This window comes from Paenibacillus oceani, from assembly GCF_014705615.1.
Lineage (GTDB): Bacteria > Bacillota > Bacilli > Paenibacillales > NBRC-103111 > Paenibacillus_AB > Paenibacillus_AB oceani.
Genome location: NZ_JACXJA010000062.1, coordinates 14,318 through 36,497, shown reverse-complemented (window position 1 = coordinate 36,497; position 22,180 = coordinate 14,318). Strand labels below are relative to the sequence as shown.

At 57.5% G+C, this 22,180-nt stretch carries 19 protein-coding genes and 1 riboswitch; of the genes, 18 read left to right on the top strand and 1 reads right to left on the bottom strand.

The features are described 5' to 3' along the window. The first annotated feature begins 181 nt into the window (after positions 1-181). Positions 182-283: riboswitch (purine riboswitch) on the top strand. A 171-nt stretch (positions 284-454) separates the two neighbouring features. The 18 genes from purE (at position 455) to IDH45_RS31735 (ending at position 21,225) form a co-directional block, all read left to right on the top strand. Continuing rightward, entirely contained in the window at positions 455-952 is a 498-nt protein-coding gene (gene purE / locus IDH45_RS31820; RefSeq protein ID WP_190932183.1) for a 5-(carboxyamino)imidazole ribonucleotide mutase, read from the top strand. Continuing rightward, positions 952-2,109 carry a 5-(carboxyamino)imidazole ribonucleotide synthase gene (gene purK, locus IDH45_RS31815; RefSeq protein ID WP_190932182.1) on the top strand — a complete coding sequence of 386 codons (1,158 nt, stop codon included), beginning with the start codon at positions 952-954 and terminating at the stop codon, positions 2,107-2,109. The genes purE and purK overlap by 1 nt, the downstream gene beginning before the upstream one ends. A gap of 60 nt (positions 2,110-2,169) precedes the next feature. After that, positions 2,170-3,465, top strand: a complete 1,296-nt coding sequence (gene purB / locus IDH45_RS31810; protein ID WP_190932181.1) for an adenylosuccinate lyase — start codon at positions 2,170-2,172, stop codon at positions 3,463-3,465. Between the two features lie 79 nt (positions 3,466-3,544). Continuing rightward, positions 3,545-4,435: a phosphoribosylaminoimidazolesuccinocarboxamide synthase gene (locus IDH45_RS31805; protein WP_223837199.1), complete on the top strand. Its 891-nt coding sequence runs from the start codon at positions 3,545-3,547 to the stop codon at positions 4,433-4,435. A 58-nt stretch (positions 4,436-4,493) separates the two neighbouring features. Beyond that, entirely contained in the window at positions 4,494-4,736 is a 243-nt protein-coding gene (purS, locus tag IDH45_RS31800; RefSeq protein WP_190932180.1) for a phosphoribosylformylglycinamidine synthase subunit PurS, read from the top strand. Between the two features lie 47 nt (positions 4,737-4,783). Next, positions 4,784-5,476: a phosphoribosylformylglycinamidine synthase subunit PurQ gene (gene purQ, locus IDH45_RS31795; RefSeq protein ID WP_190932179.1), complete on the top strand. Its 693-nt coding sequence runs from the start codon at positions 4,784-4,786 to the stop codon at positions 5,474-5,476. Further along, the gene (purL, locus tag IDH45_RS31790; protein ID WP_190932178.1) at positions 5,454-7,697 is read left to right on the top strand and encodes a phosphoribosylformylglycinamidine synthase subunit PurL; all 2,244 of its coding nucleotides are present in this window, start codon (positions 5,454-5,456) and stop codon (positions 7,695-7,697) included. Before purQ ends, purL begins: the two co-directional genes overlap by 23 nt. After that, positions 7,682-9,172: an amidophosphoribosyltransferase gene (gene purF, locus IDH45_RS31785; RefSeq protein ID WP_190932177.1), complete on the top strand. Its 1,491-nt coding sequence runs from the start codon at positions 7,682-7,684 to the stop codon at positions 9,170-9,172. Before purL ends, purF begins: the two co-directional genes overlap by 16 nt. 153 nt (positions 9,173-9,325) lie before the next feature. Then, a complete protein-coding gene (gene purM, locus IDH45_RS31780) occupies positions 9,326-10,366 on the top strand; it encodes a phosphoribosylformylglycinamidine cyclo-ligase (RefSeq protein WP_190932176.1) in 1,041 nt (346 codons plus the stop codon). Continuing rightward, complete coding sequence (gene purN, locus IDH45_RS31775; RefSeq protein WP_190932175.1) at positions 10,366-10,980, top strand: phosphoribosylglycinamide formyltransferase; 615 nt, start codon at positions 10,366-10,368, stop codon at positions 10,978-10,980. Before purM ends, purN begins: the two co-directional genes overlap by 1 nt. Before the next feature lie 665 nt (positions 10,981-11,645). After that, positions 11,646-12,821: a phosphoribosylaminoimidazolecarboxamide formyltransferase gene (locus tag IDH45_RS31770; RefSeq protein WP_190932174.1), complete on the top strand. Its 1,176-nt coding sequence runs from the start codon at positions 11,646-11,648 to the stop codon at positions 12,819-12,821. 31 nt (positions 12,822-12,852) lie between these two features. Continuing rightward, positions 12,853-13,584 carry an IMP cyclohydrolase gene (locus tag IDH45_RS31765; protein ID WP_190932173.1) on the top strand — a complete coding sequence of 244 codons (732 nt, stop codon included), beginning with the start codon at positions 12,853-12,855 and terminating at the stop codon, positions 13,582-13,584. A gap of 161 nt (positions 13,585-13,745) precedes the next feature. Continuing rightward, positions 13,746-15,005, top strand: a complete 1,260-nt coding sequence (gene purD / locus IDH45_RS31760) for a phosphoribosylamine--glycine ligase (protein WP_190932172.1) — start codon at positions 13,746-13,748, stop codon at positions 15,003-15,005. A 565-nt stretch (positions 15,006-15,570) separates the two neighbouring features. Next, positions 15,571-16,248 (top strand): Bax inhibitor-1/YccA family protein, encoded by a 678-nt coding sequence (locus IDH45_RS31755; protein ID WP_317891320.1) that lies wholly within the window; start codon positions 15,571-15,573, stop codon positions 16,246-16,248. 221 nt (positions 16,249-16,469) lie between these two features. Further along, a complete protein-coding gene (locus IDH45_RS31750) occupies positions 16,470-17,591 on the top strand; it encodes a DUF3048 domain-containing protein (protein ID WP_190932171.1) in 1,122 nt (373 codons plus the stop codon). Positions 17,592-17,997: 406 nt separating this feature from the next. Next, positions 17,998-18,903, top strand: a complete 906-nt coding sequence (locus tag IDH45_RS31745; protein WP_190932170.1) for a TIGR01777 family oxidoreductase — start codon at positions 17,998-18,000, stop codon at positions 18,901-18,903. A 126-nt stretch (positions 18,904-19,029) separates the two neighbouring features. Continuing rightward, positions 19,030-20,289 (top strand): Glu/Leu/Phe/Val dehydrogenase, encoded by a 1,260-nt coding sequence (locus IDH45_RS31740; RefSeq protein WP_397327121.1) that lies wholly within the window; start codon positions 19,030-19,032, stop codon positions 20,287-20,289. A gap of 114 nt (positions 20,290-20,403) precedes the next feature. Beyond that, a complete protein-coding gene (locus IDH45_RS31735; RefSeq protein ID WP_190932168.1) occupies positions 20,404-21,225 on the top strand; it encodes a hypothetical protein in 822 nt (273 codons plus the stop codon). A 132-nt stretch (positions 21,226-21,357) separates the two neighbouring features. Here IDH45_RS31735 and IDH45_RS31730 read toward each other — a convergent pair whose 3' ends face one another. Continuing rightward, positions 21,358-21,879 (bottom strand): hypothetical protein, encoded by a 522-nt coding sequence (locus tag IDH45_RS31730; protein ID WP_190932167.1) that lies wholly within the window; start codon positions 21,877-21,879, stop codon positions 21,358-21,360. Positions 21,880-22,180: the final 301 nt, after the last annotated feature.

The window sequence follows — 22,180 nt, the reverse complement described above, 5'->3', positions numbered from 1 at the left end:
TTCACCACTTGGAATAAACTGTTTGTAAGCGTTTTATTTTCTAAATGAACGCAACTTTTGTCGACATATCGGTTTTGCAGGATCAAATACGAACTTTACAACAATATGGACATAAAAATGTTCGCCTTTTAAGTTGACATGGCCATGTTAACATTGATAAACTAAACATGCAGATTCAAACACAAAATAAAACAACGATTCTCGTATAAAGCCGGGGATATGGCCTGGAAGTTTCTACCCAAAAACCATAAATTTTTGGACTACGAGTGAGCTGAAAGCGGAATGGGACGCCCTCCGCGGCGGTCTGACATTCCCTTTTTCGCTTCCGACCGGAAGCGGCTTTTCTTACAAAGCTTACGTCCATAGGCAGGCGCGGACAACCGTCTGCTCCTTGGGCTTTTTTCATTTCCGGACCTGTCGGGCCGGCGACTCCACAACGAAAGAAGGTTGGGACATGACGGCGAAGGTTGGCGTCATAATGGGAAGCAACTCGGATTGGGAAACGATGAAGCACGCTTGCGACATTCTGGATGAGCTGAAGGTGTCTTATGAAAAAAAGGTGGTGTCCGCACACCGGACGCCGGATCTGATGTTCGAATACGCCGTATCGGCTCGGGAGCGCGGTCTCCAGGTCATTATCGCCGGTGCCGGCGGAGCTGCTCATCTGCCGGGCATGGTCGCTTCGAAGACCGAGCTGCCGGTAATCGGCGTGCCGGTGAAGTCGTCCAACCTGAACGGTCTGGACTCGCTGCTGTCGATCGTTCAGATGCCGGGTGGCGTACCGGTAGCGACGGTTGCGATCGGCAAAGCCGGCGCGACCAATGCGGGGCTGCTCGCCGCGCAAATTCTCGGCATCAGCGATCCGGATCTGATGGACCGGTTCCAGAACCGCCGCGAAGAATTGCGTCAGCATGTGCTGAAGATGAGCGAGACGCTGGGAGAGGACGCGTAATGAGCGGAACGGGCGAACAAGTTATTAAGCCGGGAAGCACGATCGGCGTGCTCGGCGGCGGCCAGCTCGGACGTATGCTGGCTCTGGCCGGCCGGGCGATGGGTTACCGGTTCGCGACGCTGGACCCGACGCCGGATTCGCCGTGCGGACAAGTGGCCGACCAGATCGTCGCGCCTTACCACGACGCGGAAGCGGCCAGGAAGCTGGCCGGCATGTCCGATGTGATCACGTACGAGTTCGAGAACGTGGACGCCGGAGTAGCCGCGATGCTGATGAGCGAGTCTTATGTGCCGCAAGGCAGCGAGCTGCTCTACACGACGCAGCACCGGCTCCGCGAGAAGCGCGCGATTGAGGCGGCGGGCGTCAAAGTTGCGCCGTACCGGGAAATTCGCAGCGAGGACGAGCTTCGCGAAGCGGTGCAGGCTTTCGGTACGCCCTGCGTGCTGAAGACGGCCACCGGAGGCTACGACGGCAAGGGACAATGGGTGATCCGGTCCGAGGGCGAGATCGGCGAAGCGTACGAGACGTTAAGCCGGGCGAAGACGGAGCTTGTCCTCGAGCAGTTCATCCGGTTCGAGAAGGAAATATCGGTTATCGCGGCGCGAAGCCCTCGCGGTGAAGTCCGAGCGTTTCCGGCAGCCGAAAATATTCACGTCGATAATATTTTGCACTTGTCGATCGTTCCGGCGCGGGCGCCGGCCGAGGTGCTGGAGCAAGCGGAGCAGATGGCCGTCAGGATCGCGGAATCGCTTGGAGCGATCGGCCTGCTGGCCGTCGAGATGTTCCTGACGCGTGACGGAGAGCTGTTTGTGAACGAGCTGGCGCCGCGGCCGCACAATTCCGGCCACTATACGATGGACGCCTGCCGGACCTCACAGTTCGAGCAGCATGTCCGGGCGGTGTGCAACCTGCCGCTAGGTCCGGGCGAGCTGCTGACGCCGGTCGTCATGGCGAACCTGTTAGGCGAGCATGTCGCACCGCTCCTCGAATGGATGGGAGACGAAGCCGGCTTGCCGGAAGGCGTCGCCGCCAAGGTGCATCTGTACGGCAAGCATGAAGCGAAGGCCAAACGCAAGATGGGCCACGTCAACCTGCTCACGGACGACGTGAACAAAGCGATTGCCTGGGTGGAACAGTCCCCGATCTGGAAAAGCTAAATGAGAGAAATGATTGACCCCATAAATGAATTTATTCGACGGTAACGGAGGTTTTCTACGATGCTGCAACGGTACAGCCGGCCGGAAATGGCCGCGATCTGGACGGAAGAAAACAAATTCAAAGCTTGGCTCGAAGTTGAGATTCTTTCCTGCGAAGCGTGGTCGAAGCTCGGAATCATTCCGAAGGAAGACGTGAAGGTGCTTCGCGAGAAAGCCAGCTTCAACATCGACCGCATCTACGAGATCGAGGAAGAAACCCGCCACGACGTTATCGCCTTCACCCGCGCCGTCTCCGAGACACTCGGACCGGAGCGGAAATGGGTCCATTACGGCCTGACCTCGACCGATGTCGTCGACACGGCGCTCGGCTATTTGCTGCGGCAGGCGAACGAGATTATCGAGCAGGACCTGATCCGTTTCATCGACATTTTGAAGGAAAAAGCGGTTCAGTATAAAAGCACGCCGATGATGGGGCGGACGCACGGCGTTCATGCCGAGCCGACGACGTTCGGCCTCAAGATGGCGCTGTGGTATGAAGAGATGAAGCGCAACCTGGAGCGGTTCCGCACAGCGGCGGACGACGTCCAATTCGGCAAAATGTCCGGAGCGGTCGGCACTTACGCCAACATCGACCCGTTCATCGAGCAATACGTATGCAGCAAGCTTGGCACGAAGGCGGCGCCGATCTCGACCCAGACGCTGCAGCGCGACCGTCACGCGAGCTATATCGCGGCCATCGCTCTGATCGCCACTTCGCTCGACAAGTTCGCCACGGAGATCCGCGCATTGCAGAAGAGCGAATTCCGCGAGGTCGAGGAACCGTTCGGCAAAGGCCAAAAAGGCTCGTCGGCAATGCCGCACAAGCGCAATCCGATCGGCTGCGAGAGTATCTCCGGCCTGGCGCGCGTTATCCGCGGCCATATGCTTTCCGCCTACGAGAACGTACCGCTCTGGCATGAGCGCGACATCTCCCACTCGTCGGTCGAGCGGATCATTTTGCCGGATTCGACGATTCTGATCAACTACATGCTGAACCGGCTCGGCAATATCATCAAGAACCTGACCGTGTTCCCGGACAACATGCTGCGCAACATGAAACGCACGTACGACGTACCGTTCTCCGGACGCGTGATGACGAAGCTGATCGACAAAGGCTTCAGCCGCGAGCAGGCTTACGATACCGTTCAGCCGAAGGCGATGCAGGCTTGGGAAGAGCAGCGCTCGTTCCGCGAGATCGTCGAGAGCGACGCAGCGATTCGCGATCAGCTGACGCTGGAGGAGATTGCCGACTGCTTCGATCCGAGCTGGCACCTGAAGCACGTCGATACGATTTTCAGCCGTTTGGGCCTTGCCTGAGCTGAACGGAAGACGTTTTGCAAACAACCAACAAACCGGGCCGGACAGCCCTTCCTACTATGAAAAGGAGGCCATCGCCTTGAGTACAACGACGGCGATCTCGACCGCTGCGGACGATGTGAACGCACCGCTTTTGTATAAAGGAAAAGTACGGGAGATATACGATCTCGGGGAGCACTTCCTGATCGTCGTAACCGACCGGATCTCCGCTTTTGACTACGTGCTCAGCCCGGCCGTGCCGGACAAAGGCAATGTGCTCAACCGGATAAGCAAATTCTGGTTCGAGAAAACCGCCGATTTAATGCCGAATCACGTGATCCACACCGATCTGGTGAAGCTGCCGCAAGGGCTGATCCGGGACAACGATAAGATGAAGCACCGGTTCATGGTCACGAAGAAGGCGGAGCGGATCGATATCGAATGCGTCGTCCGCGGCTATATTACCGGCGGCGGGTGGAGACAATACCAGAAAACGGGTGAGATTAACGGCATCAAGCTTCCGGAAGGCATGCGCAAAAACGAGAAGTTCCCGCAGCCGATCTTTACCCCCGCAGCCAAAAACGACGTCGGTCACGACGAGGACATCTCCTTTGAGCGAATGGAAGAGCTGGTCGGCAAGGATATTGCCGCCGAACTGCGCGACAAAAGCCTGAAGCTGTACGAATTCGCGCATGCTTACTGTGCGGAGCGCGGAATCGTGCTGGCCGATACGAAGTTTGAATTCGGCATCGTGGACGGCAAGGTCATCCTGATCGACGAAGTGTTCACCCCGGATTCCTCGCGGTTCTGGGCTAAAGAAAATTATGAGCTCGACATCGAGATCGACAGCATGGACAAAGAACCGGTGCGTACGTACCTCGCGGGATCGGGCTGGGACAAAAACAGCGAGCCGGACCCGCTGCCGGATTCGGTCGTATCCGAAACATCCCGGCGGTACCGCGACATTTTGAACCGCTTGACGGGACAATAATGAGCAACTGTTACGAAATCATGATTATAACGACCGATTATCTGAGGAGGAACTTCCCATGATTAAAGCAACCGTCTACGTAACGATCAAGCAAAACGTATTGGACCCGCAAGGCAGCGCCGTGCAAGGCGCCCTGCACTCGATGGGCTTCGCGGAAGTAGGCAAAGTGCGCATCGGCAAATATATGGAGCTGGAGCTGGACACGACCGACCGTTCGGAAGCGGAGTCCCGCGTGAAAGCGATGTGCGAGAAGCTGCTCGCCAATACCGTTATCGAAGATTACCGTTTCGAATTGAACTGATTGTTATAGCGAATCCCATTACCAGCATTTGAGGAGGCATCCAGCCCATGAATTTTGCGGTTCTTGTGTTCCCGGGGTCGAACTGCGACATCGACTGCTTCAAGGCGGTCGAGCAGACGATCGGCCAACCGGTCGATTATGTCTGGCATACGACGACGGACTTGTCCAAATATGACGCCATCCTGGTTCCCGGCGGTTTTTCGTACGGCGATTACTTGCGCTGCGGCGCGATTTCCCGGTTTGCTCCGGTTATGAACGAAGTTGTCAAAGCGGCGGAGCAGGGCAAATTCGTCCTCGGCATCTGCAACGGCTTTCAGATTTTGCTCGAATCCGGGCTGCTGCCGGGCGCGATGCTGCGCAACCGGACGCTCAAGTTCCGCTGCCATCCGTCGACGCTTCGCGTGGAGAACAATGCGAATCCGTTCACGACGCAATATGCGGCGGGCGAGCTGATCAACATCCCGATCGCGCACGGCGAAGGCAACTATTACTGCGACGAGGCGACGCTGGCTGAGCTGAAAGCGAACAACCAGATCGTGTTCCGATATCACGGCGAAAACCCGAACGGTTCAGTGGACGATATCGCCGGGATCAGCAACAAGGAAGGCAACGTAGTCGGCATGATGCCGCATCCGGAGCGCGCAGTCGATCAACTGCTCGGCTCGGAGGACGGCAAACGGATGTTTACGTCGATCTTGAACGCATGGAGGGAGAAACATGGCGCAGCAATTGTCCGTTAAGGAGCCTACGGCTGAACAGATTGCAGAGCAAAAAATATATAAGCAAATGGGCGTTACCGATTCGGAATACGACCTCATTTGCGGATTTCTCGGACGCAAGCCGAATTATGTAGAGATCGGCGTATTCAGCGTCATGTGGTCGGAGCACTGCTCGTACAAAAACTCCAAGCCGATTCTGAAAAAGTTCCCGATCACCGGGCCGCGCGTCCTGATGGGACCGGGCGAAGGAGCGGGCATCGTCGACATCGGCGACAATCAGGCGGTCGTGTTCAAAATCGAAAGCCACAACCACCCTTCCGCAATCGAGCCTTACCAAGGCGCAGCTACGGGCGTGGGCGGCATTATCCGCGATATTTTCTCGATGGGCGCGCGTCCGGTGGCGCTGCTGAACTCGCTGCGTTTCGGTTCGCTGAAGAACGACCGGGTCAAATATTTGTTCGAGCACGTCGTATCCGGCATCGCAGGCTACGGCAACTGCATCGGCATCCCGACGGTCGCAGGCGAAGTAATGTTTGACGAAAGCTACGAAGGCAACCCGCTCGTGAACGCGATGTGCGTGGGCCTGATCGATCACGATAAGATTCAAAAGGGCGTTGCGCAGGGCGTAGGCAACCCGGTATTTTATGTCGGTCCGGCGACCGGCCGCGACGGCATTCACGGTGCGACCTTCGCATCCGAGGAGCTGACCGAGGAGTCGGAAGCGAAACGTCCGGCGGTTCAAGTCGGCGATCCGTTCATGGAGAAGCTGGTACTTGAGGCGACGCTCGAATTGATCAATTCCGGCATCGTCGTCGGTATTCAGGATATGGGCGCAGCCGGTCTCACCTGCTCCAGCTCGGAGATGGCGAGCAAGGCGGGCAACGGCATGGAGCTGTACCTCGACGAGGTGCCGCAGCGCGAAGAAGGCATGACGCCGTACGAGATGATGCTGTCGGAATCCCAGGAGCGGATGCTGTTCGTGGTGAAGCCGGAACATGAGGCGCAAGCGACAGAAATTTTCGAGCGCTGGGGCCTGATCTGTGCGAAGGTCGGCAAAGTAACCGACGACGGACGTCTGAAGCTGTTCCACCAAGGCCAACTGGTCGGCGATATGCCGGTAAAAGCGCTCGTCGACGAGTGCCCGGTATACAACAAGCCTTCCAAAGTTCCGGCTTATTACGAGCAGCAGGCTTCGGTCGATACGACCCGTTATGCGGAAGTGGCGGACTTGACGGACGCCCTGAAGCAAGTGCTGGCTTCCCCGACGGTGGCGAGCAAGGAATGGGTATACAATCAATACGATCATATGGTACGGACGAGCACTTACGTGCGTCCCGGCTCGGACGCGGCGGTTGTCGGCGTGACCGGTACCCGCAAGGCGCTGGCGATGACGACGGACTGCAACGGACGTTACGTATATCTCGATCCGGAAGTCGGCGGCGCGATCGCCGTAGCCGAAGCGGCGCGCAACATCGTCTGCTCGGGCGCGGAACCGCTCGCGATCACGGACAACCTGAACTTTGGCAGCCCGGAGAAGCCGGAAATTTTCTGGCAGCTCGAGAAAGCGGCCGACGGCATGTCGGAAGCTTGCCGCAAGCTGAACGCCCCGGTTATCGGCGGCAACGTCAGCTTGTACAACGAAAACGCAAAAGGCGCGATCTATCCGACGCCGGTTATCGGCATGGTCGGACTCGTTCACGACCTCGATCATATTACGACTCAAGGCTTCAAGAAGGAAGGCGACGTCATCCTGCTGCTCGGCGAGACGAAAGCGGAGCTGGGCGGAAGCGAATTCCAGAAAGTGCTGCACGGCGTTACGGAAGGACGTCCGCCGCAAATCGATCTCGACACCGAGAAAAAGCTGCTTGACGGCGTGCTCGGTGTGATCCAGAAAGGCCTCGTCGCTTCCGCTCACGACCTGTCGGAAGGCGGTCTGGCTGTCGCCCTGGCCGAATCGTGCATCAGCGGCGGCATCGGCGCCAAAGTCAGCGTAAGCTCCGAGCTGCGGACCGACATCTCGCTGTTCAGCGAAAGCCAGTCCCGGATTCTGCTCAGCGCTTCTCCGGACAAAGCGGCGGAGCTTGAGGCGTCGCTCGTACAAGCCGGCGTGACGGTTCAGAAGATCGGTACCGTTCAAGGCCAAGATTTGACGATTGAAGTCAATGCCAAGCAAGCCGTCCAGTCGCCTGTCGCTCAGCTGGAGAAGGTTTGGAAGGATGCGATCCCATGTTTGATGCAATAAAGTCGCCAGCCGGAACGCTTTGGACCGGGGACTTTTACAATGAAGGCATCAATCGCGAAAATCTGTTCGATAAATTGAAGGAAGAGTGCGGCGTCTTCGGGGTGTACGGTCACCCCGAAGCTTCTCATCTGTGCTATTACGGGCTGCACGCCCTCCAGCACAGAGGCCAGGAAAGCGCCGGAATCTGCACGACCGACGGAAGCCAGTTTCATTACCATCGGGATATGGGACTGGTCAAGGAAGTATTCGACAACGACAAGCTCGTCTCGCTGCAAGGATTGAACGCGATCGCTCACGTGCGTTACTCCACGGCCGGCGAGAGCAAGCTGGCGAATGCCCAGCCGCTCGTGTTCAAGTACCGCGAAGGCGATCTCGCCGTCGCTACGAACGGCAACATCGTCAACGCTCCGGAGATTCGCTCTCGGCTCGAGCGTCAAGGCTCGATCTTTCAGACGTCGAGCGATACCGAGGTCGTGGCGCATCTGATCGCCCGTTCGAAGCATGACGATATTGTGGAAGCTGCGCGTGAATCGCTTACCAACTTGAACGGGGCGTATGCCTTTCTGTTCATGACCAACGATAAGCTGATCGCCGCGCGCGACCCGCATGGGCTGCGTCCATTCGTCCTCGGCAAGCTGGGAGATGCGTGGGTGTTCGCTTCGGAGTCCTGCGCGTTCGACGCGATCGGTGCCGTCTATGTACGGGATATCGAGCCGGGCGAGCTGCTCATATTTGATGAGAACGGGATGAAGGAAGACCGGTTTGCCCCCGCCTCGAAGAGAGCCGTATGCGCGATGGAGTATATTTATTTCTCCCGGCCGGACAGCGATATCGACACGATCAACGTACACAGCGCCCGCAAGCGGATGGGACGCCAGCTGGCGATGGAAGCGTTCGTGGACGCCGACGTCGTAACCGGCGTACCGGACTCCAGCATCTCGGCGGCGATCGGATTTGCCGAGCAGACGGGGATTCCCTACGAGCTGGGCCTGATCAAAAACCGCTACACCGGCCGGACGTTTATCCAGCCGAGCCAGGAGCTGCGCGAGCAGGGTGTGAAGATGAAGCTGAGCGCGGTTCGCAAAGTCGTGGAAGGCAAACGCGTCGTCATGATCGACGATTCGATCGTACGCGGCACGACGTCGCTTCGCATCGTTAATCTGCTGCGCGAAGCGGGAGCGAAGGAAGTGCATGTGCGCATCAGCTCGCCTCCGTTCAAAAATCCGTGCTTCTACGGCATCGATACGCCGGACCGCAAGGAACTGATCGCCGCACAGAAGACGATCGAAGAGATTCGTATCGCGATCAACGCGGACTCGCTCCATTTCCTGAGCAAGGACGGGCTGATCGAGGCCGTCGGCAGACTGTCCGAAGCCGAAGGAGCCGGGCATTGCACCGCTTGCTTTGACAATATTTATCCGACCGATGTGCCGGATGTAGAGAATGCGGCCGCCGCTTGCGGAGGCTGCGACTGATAGATTTTACCAGCGCAGAAGGATCTGTGCCCAACCACCTACTACAATTTCAGAGCTAATCCTAGGGGATGAAAAGACGTTGGCCGGCGGCCGGCTCTCCTTTTCAAGCCACATCTTTAGCTCTGAATTTGTAATATCAAGGAGTGAACGAACTTGTCGGAAGCGTATAAACAAGCAGGAGTGGACATCGCCGCGGGCAACGAAGCGGTCGTACGGATGAAGAAGCACGTCCAGAAGACGTTCCGTCCTGAGGTGCTTACCGAGCTCGGAGGTTTCGGCGCCTTGTTCGGCCTGAACAAGGACAAATATGAGGAGCCGGTGCTCGTATCCGGAACGGACGGAGTCGGCACGAAGCTGAAGATTGCTTTCGCGATGGATAAGCACGACACGATCGGCATCGATGCGGTGGCCATGTGCGTCAACGACGTTGTCGTACAAGGAGCGGAACCGCTGTTCTTCCTCGACTATCTGGCTTGCGACAAGGTCGTACCGGAAAAAATCGAAGCGATCGTCAAAGGAATCGCTGACGGCTGTCTGCAAGCCGGCTGCTCCCTGATCGGCGGCGAAACGGCGGAAATGCCGGGTATGTACTCGGAAGGCGAGTACGATATCGCGGGCTTCACGGTCGGTATCGTCGATAAGAAGAAAATCATCGACGGCTCGACGATCGCCCCGGGCGATGTTATCCTCGGCTTTGCTTCCAGCGGCGTGCATTCGAACGGCTTCTCGCTCGTCCGCAAGCTGCTGCTGCAGGACAAAGGCTACAAGCTGCAGGACGAAGTGGCCGAGCTTGGCGGCAAGCTGGGCGACACGTTGCTGGCGCCGACGAAAATTTACGTGAAACCGATTCTGGCGATGCTGGAGAAGGTGACGATCAAAGGCATGGCGCATATTACGGGCGGCGGGTTCCTCGAGAACATCCCGCGCGTTCTGCCGGAGGGCGTCAACGCTCAAATCGAATACGGCTCGTGGCCGATTCTTCCGATCTTCAAGCTGCTGCAGCAGTCAGGCAACGTAACCAACAACGATATGTTCCGCACGTTTAACATGGGCATCGGCATGGTGCTGATCGTTCCGGCGGAGCAAGCGGACGAAGCGGTCCGTCTGGCCGAGGAGAACGGAGAGAAGGCGTACCGTCTCGGTACCGTCACCCCGGGCGAGCAGATCGTGACGTTTAACGGAGCGGACGTGTAATGAGGCCGTTTCGCATCGCGATCTTCGCTTCGGGAAGCGGTTCGAATTTCCAGGCGATCGTGGACGCCGTACAATCCGGGAAGCTCGATGTCGAAGTCGGGCTTCTCGTTTGCGATAAGCCGAATGCCAAAGTCGTCGAGCGGGCCGCGGCGGCCGGAGTCGACACCTTCGCGTTCCGTCCGAAGGAGTACCCCTCCAAGGAGGCGTATGAGGCGGCTATTGTGGAACGGTTGCAGAAGAAGGAGATCGATCTGGTCGTTCTCGCCGGGTATATGCGCATCATTACGGATACGCTGCTGAAGCCGTACGAAGGGCGGATCGTTAACATCCATCCTTCGCTGCTTCCTTCGTTCCCGGGACTTGATGCGATCGGTCAGGCGCTCGCTCACGGGGTCAAAGTAACCGGAGTTACCGTGCATTTCGTCGACGGTGGCATGGATACCGGGCCGATTATCGCACAGCGCGCGGTAGAAGTGGCGGGCGGCGACGACGCCGATTCGCTCGCTTCCAAGATTCACCCGATCGAGCACGAGATGTACCCGTATGTAATCCGGGCCATCCGCGAAGGCCGGGTGTCCATCAGCGATGACGGACGGCGGGTGCTGTGGAGCTGAGCGGCGGCTTGCGGTAGCCGGCCATGCTGCTTTAGTCGCGCAAGCCGAGCTGCAAAGCCATAGCCATAGCCGCACGCCATAGCTATAGCTGCACACCCTGGTCACATGCCATAGCTAAGCTGCACGTTATGACCCAAGTAGCACGCCATAGCCATGCTACACACCTTAGCTATAGCAAGCTACACACCATAACCCTAGCTGCGCCGCCCGATGGCCACACACGAACGTTTACCGGTACTGTTGCTCAATCAAAGAAGCTGTTGCTCAAATAAGAGTCTTTTGTACCTCTTAAAACGTCTCTCCCCGCCGAATTCAAGTAAATACGAGTCTTTTGGGACTCTTATTCCGACCCTGTTTTGCCCAAAAGGCGTTTTTGATCAAAATAAGAGCTGCAAACCACTCCTATTTGCTCGAGAGTTCACTTTATCCGGCAAATAACGGTCCCTAAAGACTCTTATTTAAGCGGGGAGCCGGGAAGGTCCGAGCCGAGTCGTCGGAGGTGTTCTCCTCTCCGGTCACCTCGGAGTCCGAAGCTGTAGCTATACGGAAGCCGCGTCTTCAACCGGGAAGCCGGACAAAGTCTGCTCCTTTCCAGGCTGCCACCAGGTATACAAGGCGGGAGAACGAGACGAGAGAGGCAATAAACTAATTAAGGATGGTCCACTATGCCAAATGAGATCCATTTGCGTTACGGGATGAACCCGCACCAGAAAGAAGCGAAGCTGTACGCCGAAGGCGGAGCCGAGCTGCCGATCAAAGTGCTGAACGGCGATCCGGGCTTTATTAACCTGCTCGACGCTTTGAACGCGTTCCAACTCGTACGCGAGCTTCGCCAGGCTACAGGCCTGCCGGCGGCCGCTTCGTTCAAGCACGTCAGCCCGGCCGGGGCGGCGGTGTATGCTCCGCTTAGCGACACGCTGAAAAAAGCGTACTTCGTAGACGGCCTGGAGCTATCCGAGCTCGCTACCGCTTATGCGCGCGCGCGCGGAGCCGACCGGATGTCGTCCTTCGGCGACGCGGCAGCACTGAGCGACATCGTAGATGCGTCTACAGCTACCCTGCTGAAGCGCGAAGTGTCCGATCTTGTCGTAGCGCCGGGTTATACGGAGGAAGCGCTGGAGATGCTGAAAGCGAAAAAAGGCGGCAAATACCTCGTGCTGCAAATCGACGCCGACTACGTGGCCGACTCGATCGAGACCCGTACCCTGTTCGGCCTGAAAATTCAGCAGCAGCGCAACGATGCCACGATCGACGCCTCGGCGTTCGACCATCTCGTAACCCGCAACAAGGATCTGACCGAGGAAGCGAAGCGGGATATGCTCGTAGCTCTCATTACTTTGAAATATACGCAGTCCAACTCGGTCTGTTACGCGCTCGACGGCCAGACGATCGGCATCGGAGCCGGACAACAGTCGCGGATTCACTGCACGCGTCTGGCCGGGGATAAAGCTGACCGTTGGTACCTCCGCCAGCATCCGACTGCGCTCGGCATGAAGTTCCGCCAAGGCTTGTCGCGCGCCGAGCAAAACAACGCCATCGACTTGTGGCTTGAGGACGAGCTGACCTCGTTCGAGCAGGCGAGCTGGGAAGCGTGCTTCGACGAAGTGCCTCAGCGTCTTACCCGCGAAGAGAAGCGCGAATGGCTGCAAGGGCTCACGAACGTCTCGTACGGTTCGGACGCATTCCTGCCGTTCCGCGACAACCTCGACCGCGCCAGCCGCAGCGGCGTCCGTTACGTCGTTCAGGCGGGCAGCTCGATGCGCGATGAGGAAGTCGTTCAGGCTGCCGACGATTACGGCATGGTCATGGCGTATTCCGGCGTTCGTTTGTTCCACCATTAATATCGTTAATTAGGGAAGGGAGAACGCCAACGTGACACAGCAATGGAGCCAGACGGCCGAGATTAACGCAGGCAAACTTAAGGAAAATGCATATCCGGGACGCGGTATCGTTATCGGCCTTACGCCGGACGGTACGCGTTACGCGCAAGTGTATTGGATCATGGGCCGCAGCGAGAACAGCCGCAACCGGGTGTTCATTCAGGAGGACAACGGCTTCGTCCGTACCGAAGCTAAAGATCCGGCCAAATTGACCGATCCGTCGCTTATTATTTATTATCCGGTCCGTCATGCGGGACAAGCCCATATCGTAACGAACGGCGATCAAACCGACACGATTTACGACGCCGTAGCCGCAGGACGCACGTTCGAGCAAGCACTGACGACTCGTACGTGGGAGCCGGACGCGCCTAACTATACGCCGCGCATTTCCGGATTGGTCGACTTGTCCGACGTGAACTGCGCGTACAAGCTGTCGATCCTTAAGACGAACCAAGGCGACGCTTCGCAGACGATGCGCCACTATTTCCACTACGAGCAAGGCATCGCCGGCTTCGGTCATTGCATACACACGTACGCCGCAGACGGCAATCCGCTTCCTTCGTTCCAGGGCGAGCCGGTGCTGATGCCGTTATTCGACGATATCCGGCAAACCGCTTCGTTCTACTGGGACCGCTTGAACGAGGAAAACAAAATTTCGCTGCTGGTCAAAACGATCGACAAAGCTACCGGCCAGACGGAAACGGTCATATTGAACAAGGCTTAACATCCCTGTGATCCATTAGCGGAGGTCCGGATGAGCCGGGCGCAGCAGCGTCAGTGGGTGCCGGAGGTTCGGCAGGAGCGCGGAGTCATCGGCCCTTGCAGTGCCAACCGGGCTTGCCGCACGATGACGAACAGGGAACAAAGATTCGGGAGGGTTAACGGTTGCGTATATTGGTCATTGGCAAGGGCGGAAGAGAACATACGATCATTTGGGCGCTGAAAAAAAGCTCCCGGGTCGAGCGCATTTACTGTGCGCCGGGCAACGCCGGCATTTCGGAGCTGGCGGAGAACGTGCCGATTAAAGAAAACGAGTTCGACAAGATCGCCCAGTTCGCACTGGATTATGCGATCGATCTGGTCGTCGTCGGACCGGAAGATCCGCTGGCGGCCGGAATCGTCGACTATCTGGAAGAGCGCAATATCCCGGTATTCGGCCCGCGTGGCAATGCGGCGATTATCGAAGGCTCCAAAGTGTTCACGAAGGAGCTTCTCCAAAAGTATAAAATCCCGACCGCGGCTTACGAATCGTTCGAATCGTACGAGCCGGCGCTTGCCTATGTGCGCAAGCAGGGAGCTCCGATCGTCATCAAGGCGGACGGCCTAGCGGCAGGCAAAGGCGTCATCGTCGCGCAAACGCTGGCCGAAGCGGAGAAAGCGCTGCAGGACATTATGGTCGATAAAGTATTCGGCGAGCAGGGCAGCCAGGTTGTTATCGAGGAGTTTTTGCAAGGCCAGGAGATGTCGATCCTGTCGTTCGTAGACGGCAACGTCGTTCGTCCAATGGTACCTTCGCAAGACCATAAGCAAATTTTCGACGAAGACAAAGGCCCGAATACCGGGGGAATGGGCACGTACAGCCCGCTGCCGCACATTCCGCAATCCGTGATCGACGAAGCGATCGAGACGATCATCAAGCCGACCGCCGAAGCGATGGTGAAGGAAGGACGTTCGTTCCGCGGCGTCTTGTTCGCCGGTCTGATGATTACTGAGAACGGTCCGAAAACGATCGAATTTAACGCACGTTTCGGCGATCCGGAGACGCAGGTCGTGCTGTCGCTGCTCGAAACGGATCTGCTGGACATCTTCCTCGCCACGATCAACGGTCGTCTGCAGGACATGGATATCCAGTGGAGCGGCGATACGGCCGTATGCGTCGTCCTGGCGTCAGGCGGCTACCCGGGCAGCTATCCGAAAGGAGTACCGATCTACGGCTTGGACGAGGTGCAGGACTCGGTCGTCTTCCATGCCGGAACGACACATAAGGACGGTCAGGTCGTCACCGACGGCGGGCGTGTGCTTGGAGTGACGGCGAGGGGCGCCAGCATCATGGAGGCCCGTGCGAAAGCTTACGCGGACGTGGAACGGATTCGCTTCGAGGGTATGCAGTACCGCGCAGATATCGCGCTTAAAGCGCTTCGTTAAGTCAAGGGGAGCCAACCGTCAGTCAGCTCAAGGGCTGCTCTTTTACGCTCCGTACCACAGTGGCACAATGGAACGTCCCTGTGTTCTAACAAAAGGACCTCAACTTCCACGGAAAAGTGGGGGCTGAGGTCCTTGTTCTTGAGGAAAATCGGTTCCGGTTCGTTCGAAGGCGGCGCCAAATCGCAAACGGGCTTTGGTGACAGCCCCGTTTCTCAGCACTTATTCAATGAAAACGTGTTTCCTTTACTCAAACTCATTTTTCGCGTATTTTTCTTTCCGTTTATGCACATAAAGGATAGCTGTGACTAACCCTGCGATCAGGAGCACTTCCAGCCAGTAAGCTTTCATTGCCATGAGGAGCCAGTTCATTCGGATTCACCCCGCGAAATTCCGCCACCGTTTTCTTAAAAGCCCATTCCGGCGGTTTTCCCTATAGGTTGCCCGTTCGTTCGATGGTCTATGCCTTCCTATAGATCAAGCGGCGGTAGGGGTGGAAAATGTGGAATGGAAACGATTCCCTGTGATATACTAGTAGAAGTACAACCTATAATCAGGAGGGTTTTCCATGGATATGGAACAAAGACAACCATACAGCGGAACCGATGATCAATCGGCTTATTACAATGCGCCATTCCACAAGCTGCTGCGGATGTTCACCGTGTCGGTGCTGATCTCGTTCGTCGGTACGTTTGTAGGGATGTACGTTCCGCCGGCGTTATTCATTCCGCTCGTCGTCGTAGAGCTGATTATGCTGGTCGCCGCTTTTTTCATACGGCGTAAAGGAAAAGCGGTCGGATACGGATTTGTATTTACGTTTTGTTTCATCAGCGGAATCACGATATTTCCGGCGATTGCGCATTATACGTCGATCGGAGGCACTTGGCTTGTCTCGACCGCGTTGTTACTGACTGGCATTATTTTTGCCGGGTTAACCGCCTATGCATATTATTCGAAGCGCGATTTCAGCTTTTTAGGCGGATTTCTGACGGTGGGCATTCTCGTTCTGATCGGGTTCAGCCTGATCGGACTGTTTACCGGCGGATTTGGCGGTACGCTCGGACTGATGATCGCTGCGTTCGGGGTACTCATCTTCTCCGGGTTCATTCTGTACGACATTTCCCAATACAAGCACGGAGTTCCTGACGAAGAGATTCCGCTCGCCGTATTGAGCCTGTACTTGAGCTTCATCAATTTGTTCCTGTACTTGCTTCGTCTGCTCGGTATTTTGTCCAGCGACGACTAAGCGCCGACATCGAACATCGACAGCCCTCTGCCCGGGTTTATAACCGGATGGAGGGTTTTTCTTTTTGGTGAACACCGCCAGGGCATCTATCGGCTTCTGTTCCTGCGGCTTTCTTCATATCCTGTGTGTCGGGCTGCCTATCCATCTATGGTTTCCGGTTCTACTCTAGCGTTCCGGCACATAGTCTGGAATCAAGAGAGAGAAGGAGGAGAGGAAGAGCTATGAAGCAAGGACGTTCGGCGATGTTCACCGGTCTGATCGTTTTACTAGCGGGAATCTTATATGTGTTTATTTTGATAGGATGCGAGGAACGGTCCGGCGAGAGCGGACAGCCTGTCCAACAGGCGGCCGTTTCTGACGGAGCCGGGGAACCGGGCGAACGGCGGCCTGATACGGTCGTAGGAGGAGGAGTTTCCCCGAAGGAAGCGGACAAGCAGGAGGCCCCGCCGCCGCCGAAGTTCCCGCTGACCGGTCTGACCGCGCCGCAGGACGTACAGGAGCGTCCCGTTATGGTGATGGTGGAAAATTCGCCGCAAGCCCGTCCCCAGACCGGACTGGATCAGGCGGACCTGGTCTATGAAATATTGGCCGAGGGCGACATTACGCGATTCGCTGCGGTGTATCAGAGCCGGGCGCCCAAGACGATCGGACCGGTCAGAAGCATCCGGCCCTATTACGTAGAGATCGGGGACGGGCTCGACGCCTATATCGTTCATGCCGGATGGAGCGAGGAGGCGATGGACATGCTGGCCGGACGCAAACTGTCCCATCTGGATGAGGTGTACGGGGACGGAAAGTATTACTGGCGCGATGCCAAACGGAAAATGCCGCATAATCTGTATACGAGCATTGAGCTGATCCGCCAAGGAGCTAAAGATAAACGGTTTCGCACCGCTTGGAACGGTCCGCTGCTGCAATTCACTCCGGATTCTCCGGACGGTCTGTCGGCCTCGCCAAGCGGACAGACAGCGGCGAAGGCGGTTATCCCGTATTCGCGGGGATATACGGTCTCTTACCGGTACGAAGCGGAGAGCGGAACCTATCTCCGTTCTATGAACGATAAGCCTCATACCGATGCGCTTTCCGGACATACGTTGTCTGCGTCCAATCTCATTATCGCTTATGCGGCACACCGAGTATTGGATTCGGAGGGCAGGCGGAGAGTCGACGTATTCGGGCCGGGCCAAGGCGTGCTGCTGCAGCGGGGAACGAAAAAAGACATCACCTGGGAGCGGAAAGAGGGACTGATCCGGGTCTACGAAGGCGGCAAAGAACTAGGCTGGCTGCCCGGACAAACGTGGGTGCAGATCGTGCCGTCCGGCACCGCCGTCCGGATCGAGTAGCGGGACATGCGGCGAACAGGGGAGAGCGTTCGGCGGAAGGCAACAGCAGGGACGGAGCTCCTTTCAGTGGCCAGCGAGTATAGATTTCCGCGCGCGGGCATACTAGCCAGCAGAACAACCGAAATAAGGGGGCTGACAGGTTGGGGCAAGGACCCGGCGCTGGGTATCGGCGAAGGGATCTCCGCTTTTTCGATCTGCTCCACCGGCTGCTGCAGGGTCGCTATCTGCCTTTCCGGCCGGTGATCCGGCCGGTATCGACCCGGCGGTCTGCGATCCCGGGAGTACGTTCGGGTGAGGCTCCTCTGCGGAGCCTTCTTTTGTGTCCTGTACCGCTTACCCGTTTGTCCACTCCATCTCCGGTTATGGTAGAATAAGGGCAACAAGCGTAAAGGCGGTGCGGCAGGCGATGAAATTCGCGATATGCGGCGGTACGGGATTTATCGGCGGTGCTCTGGCCCGGTATCTGGAGCAGTCCGGGGACGAGGTCGTGCTGATCTCGCGCACGGCATCCGGCGGCGGAGGGCGGGAGCGGTGGAAGACCGTCAGCTGGGATGATCTTGACGCGGACCTGCGGACACTGGAGGGGCTTGATGCGATCGTCAATTTGGCGGGCGAATCGATCAACCAGCGCTGGTCGGACAAGGCCAAGAGGCGGATTTTGCAGTCGCGGCTGGATACGACAGAGAAGCTGGCAAGGCTGGTTGCAGGGCTGGAGCATAAACCGAAGGTGGTTGTTAACGGGTCGGCTATCGGCATATACGGGACGTCGGAGACGGAAGTATACGACGAATCGCGTCCGGTTCGCGCTTCGGACTTCTTATCCGGCGTCGTCGAGTCGTGGGAGAAGGCGGCCGACGCGATCCCGGTCGAGCGCATCGTCAAGCTGCGTACCGGACTCGTGCTGGGCAAGGAGGGCGGAGCGCTGCCGGTGATGGCGCTGCCGTACAAGCTGTTCGCCGGTGGCAGAGTGGGTAGCGGCAAGCAATGGATGAGCTGGATTCACGTCTATGACATCGCCCGGCTAATCCGATATTGCATCGAGCGGCCGGAGATGTCCGGTCCGGTTAATGCGACCGCTCCGAATCCGGTAACGAACGATAGTTTCGGCAGAGCGCTCGCCGCTGCACTGCACAGGCCTCATTGGTTTCCGGTGCCGGGCTTCGTTTTCCGCGCCGTGTTCGGGGAGATGTCCGAGCTTCTGCTGGCCGGTCAGCAAGTATTGCCGAAGTCGGCGGTTGAGCATGGCTTCGAATTTCAATATCCGACGGTGGATAAAGCGCTCCAGAGCATCTATGGACATGGAAGTCACTAATACGACCTATTTTACTCCTTGACATGCTGTGTCAGGTATCGTTAACTGGAATAGAAAGAGGTACAGGTTCATAACCAATAATATAGAAACCAGGTGAAACCGATGAGCGGAAACAAACGGATTTTGATGGGAGCCGGCCGACCAGCGCTCAGCAACGACGTATTGGGGTCAACGCAAACTGTCATTCACGAAGCATTGGAACGTCTCGGTTATGGAGAAAGCTACTACGAACTGCTGAAGGAGCCGCTGCGGCTGCTGACCGTGCGGATACCCGTACGGATGGACGACGGACAGGTGAAAGTATTCACCGGCTACCGCGCCCAGCATACCGATGCGGTCGGACCGACCAAGGGGGGAATCCGGTTCCACCCGAACGTCACGGCCGAGGAAGTATCCGCCCTGTCGCTCTGGATGACGCTGAAATGCGGCATATTCGATCTGCCGTACGGCGGAGGAAAAGGCGGCATCATCTGCGATCCGCGCACGATGTCGCTTGGCGAAGTGGAGCGTCTGGCTCGCGGCTATGTCCGGGCGATCAGCCAGATCGTAGGTCCCAACAAAGATATTCCTGCTCCGGACGTATATACGAACGCACAGATTATGGCATGGATGCTCGACGAGTACGGCATTATCCGCGAGCACGACTCCCCGGGCTTTATTACGGGTAAGCCGATCGTGCTTGGAGGGTCGCAAGGCCGGGAGAAAGCGACGTCGCTCGGCGTAGCGATCTCTATCCGCGAAGCTGCGGCCGCTCAAGGGATGGCGATCAAAGGACTGAGAGTATGTATCCAGGGCTTCGGCAACGTCGGCAGCCATCTGGCGGAAATTCTCGACCAATGGGGCGCGGTCGTGGTAGGCATCAGCGACGTGCATGGCGGCATCTATGACGAGAAGGGGCTGGATATCCCGTACTTGCTGGACCGCCGCGATTCGTTCGGCAGTGTCACCAATTTGTTCAGCAAGCGGCTGAGCAACGCGGAGTTCCTAACCCAGTCGTGCGATGTGCTCGTTCCGGCGGCGCTGGAAAACCAGATCACGATGGAGAACGTCGATTCCATCCGGGCCAAAATGATTGTCGAAGCCGCCAACGGTCCGACTTCGATGGAAGCGTCGGAGAAGCTGCATGAACAAGGCGTGCTCGTCGTGCCCGACGTGCTGGCTAACGCGGGCGGCGTAACCGTCTCGTATTTCGAATGGGTACAGAACAATCAGGGCTACTACTGGCCGGAGGAAGAAGTGAACACCAAGCTGGAGAGCAAGATGGTCGAAGCGGTCCAGAAGGTGCTGAGCATGGCGAAAAGCCGGAATATTACGCCGCGACTGGCGGCCTATATGGTCGGTGTGCAAAAGTACGCCGAAGCCAGCCGGATTCGAGGCTGGGTGTAAGTCTCACTTACAACGGAATAACGGATGCATCCAGGGCTTCGCATACGCAGATCACATCTGCAAGGGCGAGGCCCTTTTTCATTGGATTCAAATCGAATTGGAGGAGGAGTCACGATGAGCGAGCTTCAGGTGCCTACCTGGTATTACCAGCATTACGACGCCGACTTTGCAAGGGACGTTCCGGCGGAAGCGTTCGGAGGATGGAAGAAAACGGTGCTGCCGATCGCCTGCGAACGGACGGCGCTGGTCGTCATGCATGCGTGGGATTGCGGGACGAGGGAGCAGTTTCCCGGTTGGCACCGGGTCGTCGAGTACATTCCGCGTTCTTACGACATCTGCGGTAACGTGCTGCCGGGCCTGTTGCAGGCGGCCAGAGCGTCGGGGCTTACGGTGTATCATGTCGTGAGGCCGGGCGGAACGTATTTCCGCGACTATCCGGGCTACCGGAGGGCGGATCAATTGGCCGGACCTGAGGTGCCGAGGAAAAGAGAAGTGCAGCGCGACGAAGTGCTCGATCGTCTGGCCCGTTTCCGGAGCCAGTCCGTGTTTCCCGGGGAGCATAACCAGCCGGATATTACGGCAGGCCAGCGGTGTATGGACTTTCCGCAGTCGGTCAAACCCGCCGGCGACGAAGGCGTTGCCGAATCGTCCGCGCAGTTGCACGCGTTATGCCGGGAAGACGGGATCAATCATCTGATCTATACCGGATTCGCGATTAACGGCTGTCTGGTCAGTTCCCCGGGCGGGATGATCGATATGCAGCGGGAAGGTTATATGTGCTCCGCCGTCCGCCAAGCGGTTACCGCGATCGAGAACAAGGAGACGGCACGCGCCGAGACGGCGAAGGAGATCGCGCTGTGGCAGGTTGCGCTGCTGTACGGATTCGTCTACGATGCCGACGATTTGGCAGGCGAGCTGCGCAGCCGGACGGTGTAGCGGCCGTCATAGTTCGCTGGGGATGACGCAATCCGCAGACCTCTCAACCTTCTGTCCGCGACCCAAGACTCCGCTAACAAAATCGCCCGTTCGCCGCCGTGCATGCACGGCGGCGAACGGGCATCTTGCCGATTAACGGCGTCTGCGTCTGCGGCGTCTCGAACCGGAGCCGGGGGCGTACAGCACCGGCCGCGGGCCGGATCTTTTCTTGCCCTTCCGACGGCGCTTGCGGCGGCGGGGCCGTTTTTTCCAACCTTCGAATTCGTCGTTTACCTCGGTCGTTTTCGCTTTGCCGGGCATCATGTTCATCAGCAGTTTAATCATCGGCTGCATCTGTTGAATATTGCTGACGATTTTCTGAACTTTGCCTATGCTGGACATAATGCCGTCGATTCCTCCCAGCCGGTCGACGACGGATTTAATATCCTTGAAGTTGAAGTTGCCGAGCAGACCGGAAGCTCCCGAGGCGGGGGCCGCATTCGTAACCGTAGGCAACTGCTGCAGCTGTTGAAGCTGTTGTCCGTAAGGGACGGGGGCATAACCGAACTCTCCGTTAAAGCCGCCCGCTCCCGCTCCCGGATAAGCGCCTACATTACGCGTGTCCCTGAAGTTGCTGCGATGGTCATGCCAACCTGGCCATTGTTGTGGATTCACGCGGGTCTCATTCCTTTCGCAGAAGATGGTTATGTACTACTGTATGTGGTAGGCGAATGTTTGGATTGGACGAATGCCCGGTTTATGGCGGCGAGTTCGGGGGCCTGCCCGCTTGTGCGCGGATTTTGGCGGCCGGGAGCGCCCTTTTTATGCTCGATCGGCAGGAACGAAAACCAAACAAACCTCCATACCCGCCGACGACCCGGGCATGAAGGTTTATCTGTCAGAAGTCTCGGTTACTTCGTTAAACCGTGATCGTCCGCTGCATGACCGCGAATCCGGCGAGCTGCGCTCAGGCAAA

Excerpts from the sequence above, each read along its gene's own strand:
- IDH45_RS31750 (WP_190932171.1), top strand. The coding sequence starts at position 16,470 with ATGAAGCAAGGACGTTCGGCGATGTTCACCGGTCTGATCGTTTTACTA.
- purN (WP_190932175.1), top strand. The coding sequence starts at position 10,366 with ATGAGGCCGTTTCGCATCGCGATCTTCGCTTCGGGAAGCGGTTCGAAT.
- purQ (WP_190932179.1), top strand. The coding sequence starts at position 4,784 with ATGAATTTTGCGGTTCTTGTGTTCCCGGGGTCGAACTGCGACATCGAC.
- IDH45_RS31770 (WP_190932174.1), top strand. The coding sequence starts at position 11,646 with ATGCCAAATGAGATCCATTTGCGTTACGGGATGAACCCGCACCAGAAA.
- IDH45_RS31740 (WP_397327121.1), top strand. The coding sequence starts at position 19,030 with ATGGGAGCCGGCCGACCAGCGCTCAGCAACGACGTATTGGGGTCAACG.
- IDH45_RS31755 (WP_317891320.1), top strand. The coding sequence starts at position 15,571 with ATGGATATGGAACAAAGACAACCATACAGCGGAACCGATGATCAATCG.
- purL (WP_190932178.1), top strand. The coding sequence starts at position 5,454 with ATGGCGCAGCAATTGTCCGTTAAGGAGCCTACGGCTGAACAGATTGCA.
- IDH45_RS31735 (WP_190932168.1), top strand. The coding sequence starts at position 20,404 with ATGAGCGAGCTTCAGGTGCCTACCTGGTATTACCAGCATTACGACGCC.
- purB (WP_190932181.1), top strand. The coding sequence starts at position 2,170 with ATGCTGCAACGGTACAGCCGGCCGGAAATGGCCGCGATCTGGACGGAA.
- purE (WP_190932183.1), top strand. The coding sequence starts at position 455 with ATGACGGCGAAGGTTGGCGTCATAATGGGAAGCAACTCGGATTGGGAA.
- purF (WP_190932177.1), top strand. The coding sequence starts at position 7,682 with ATGTTTGATGCAATAAAGTCGCCAGCCGGAACGCTTTGGACCGGGGAC.
- IDH45_RS31745 (WP_190932170.1), top strand. The coding sequence starts at position 17,998 with ATGAAATTCGCGATATGCGGCGGTACGGGATTTATCGGCGGTGCTCTG.
- purS (WP_190932180.1), top strand. The coding sequence starts at position 4,494 with ATGATTAAAGCAACCGTCTACGTAACGATCAAGCAAAACGTATTGGAC.
- purK (WP_190932182.1), top strand. The coding sequence starts at position 952 with ATGAGCGGAACGGGCGAACAAGTTATTAAGCCGGGAAGCACGATCGGC.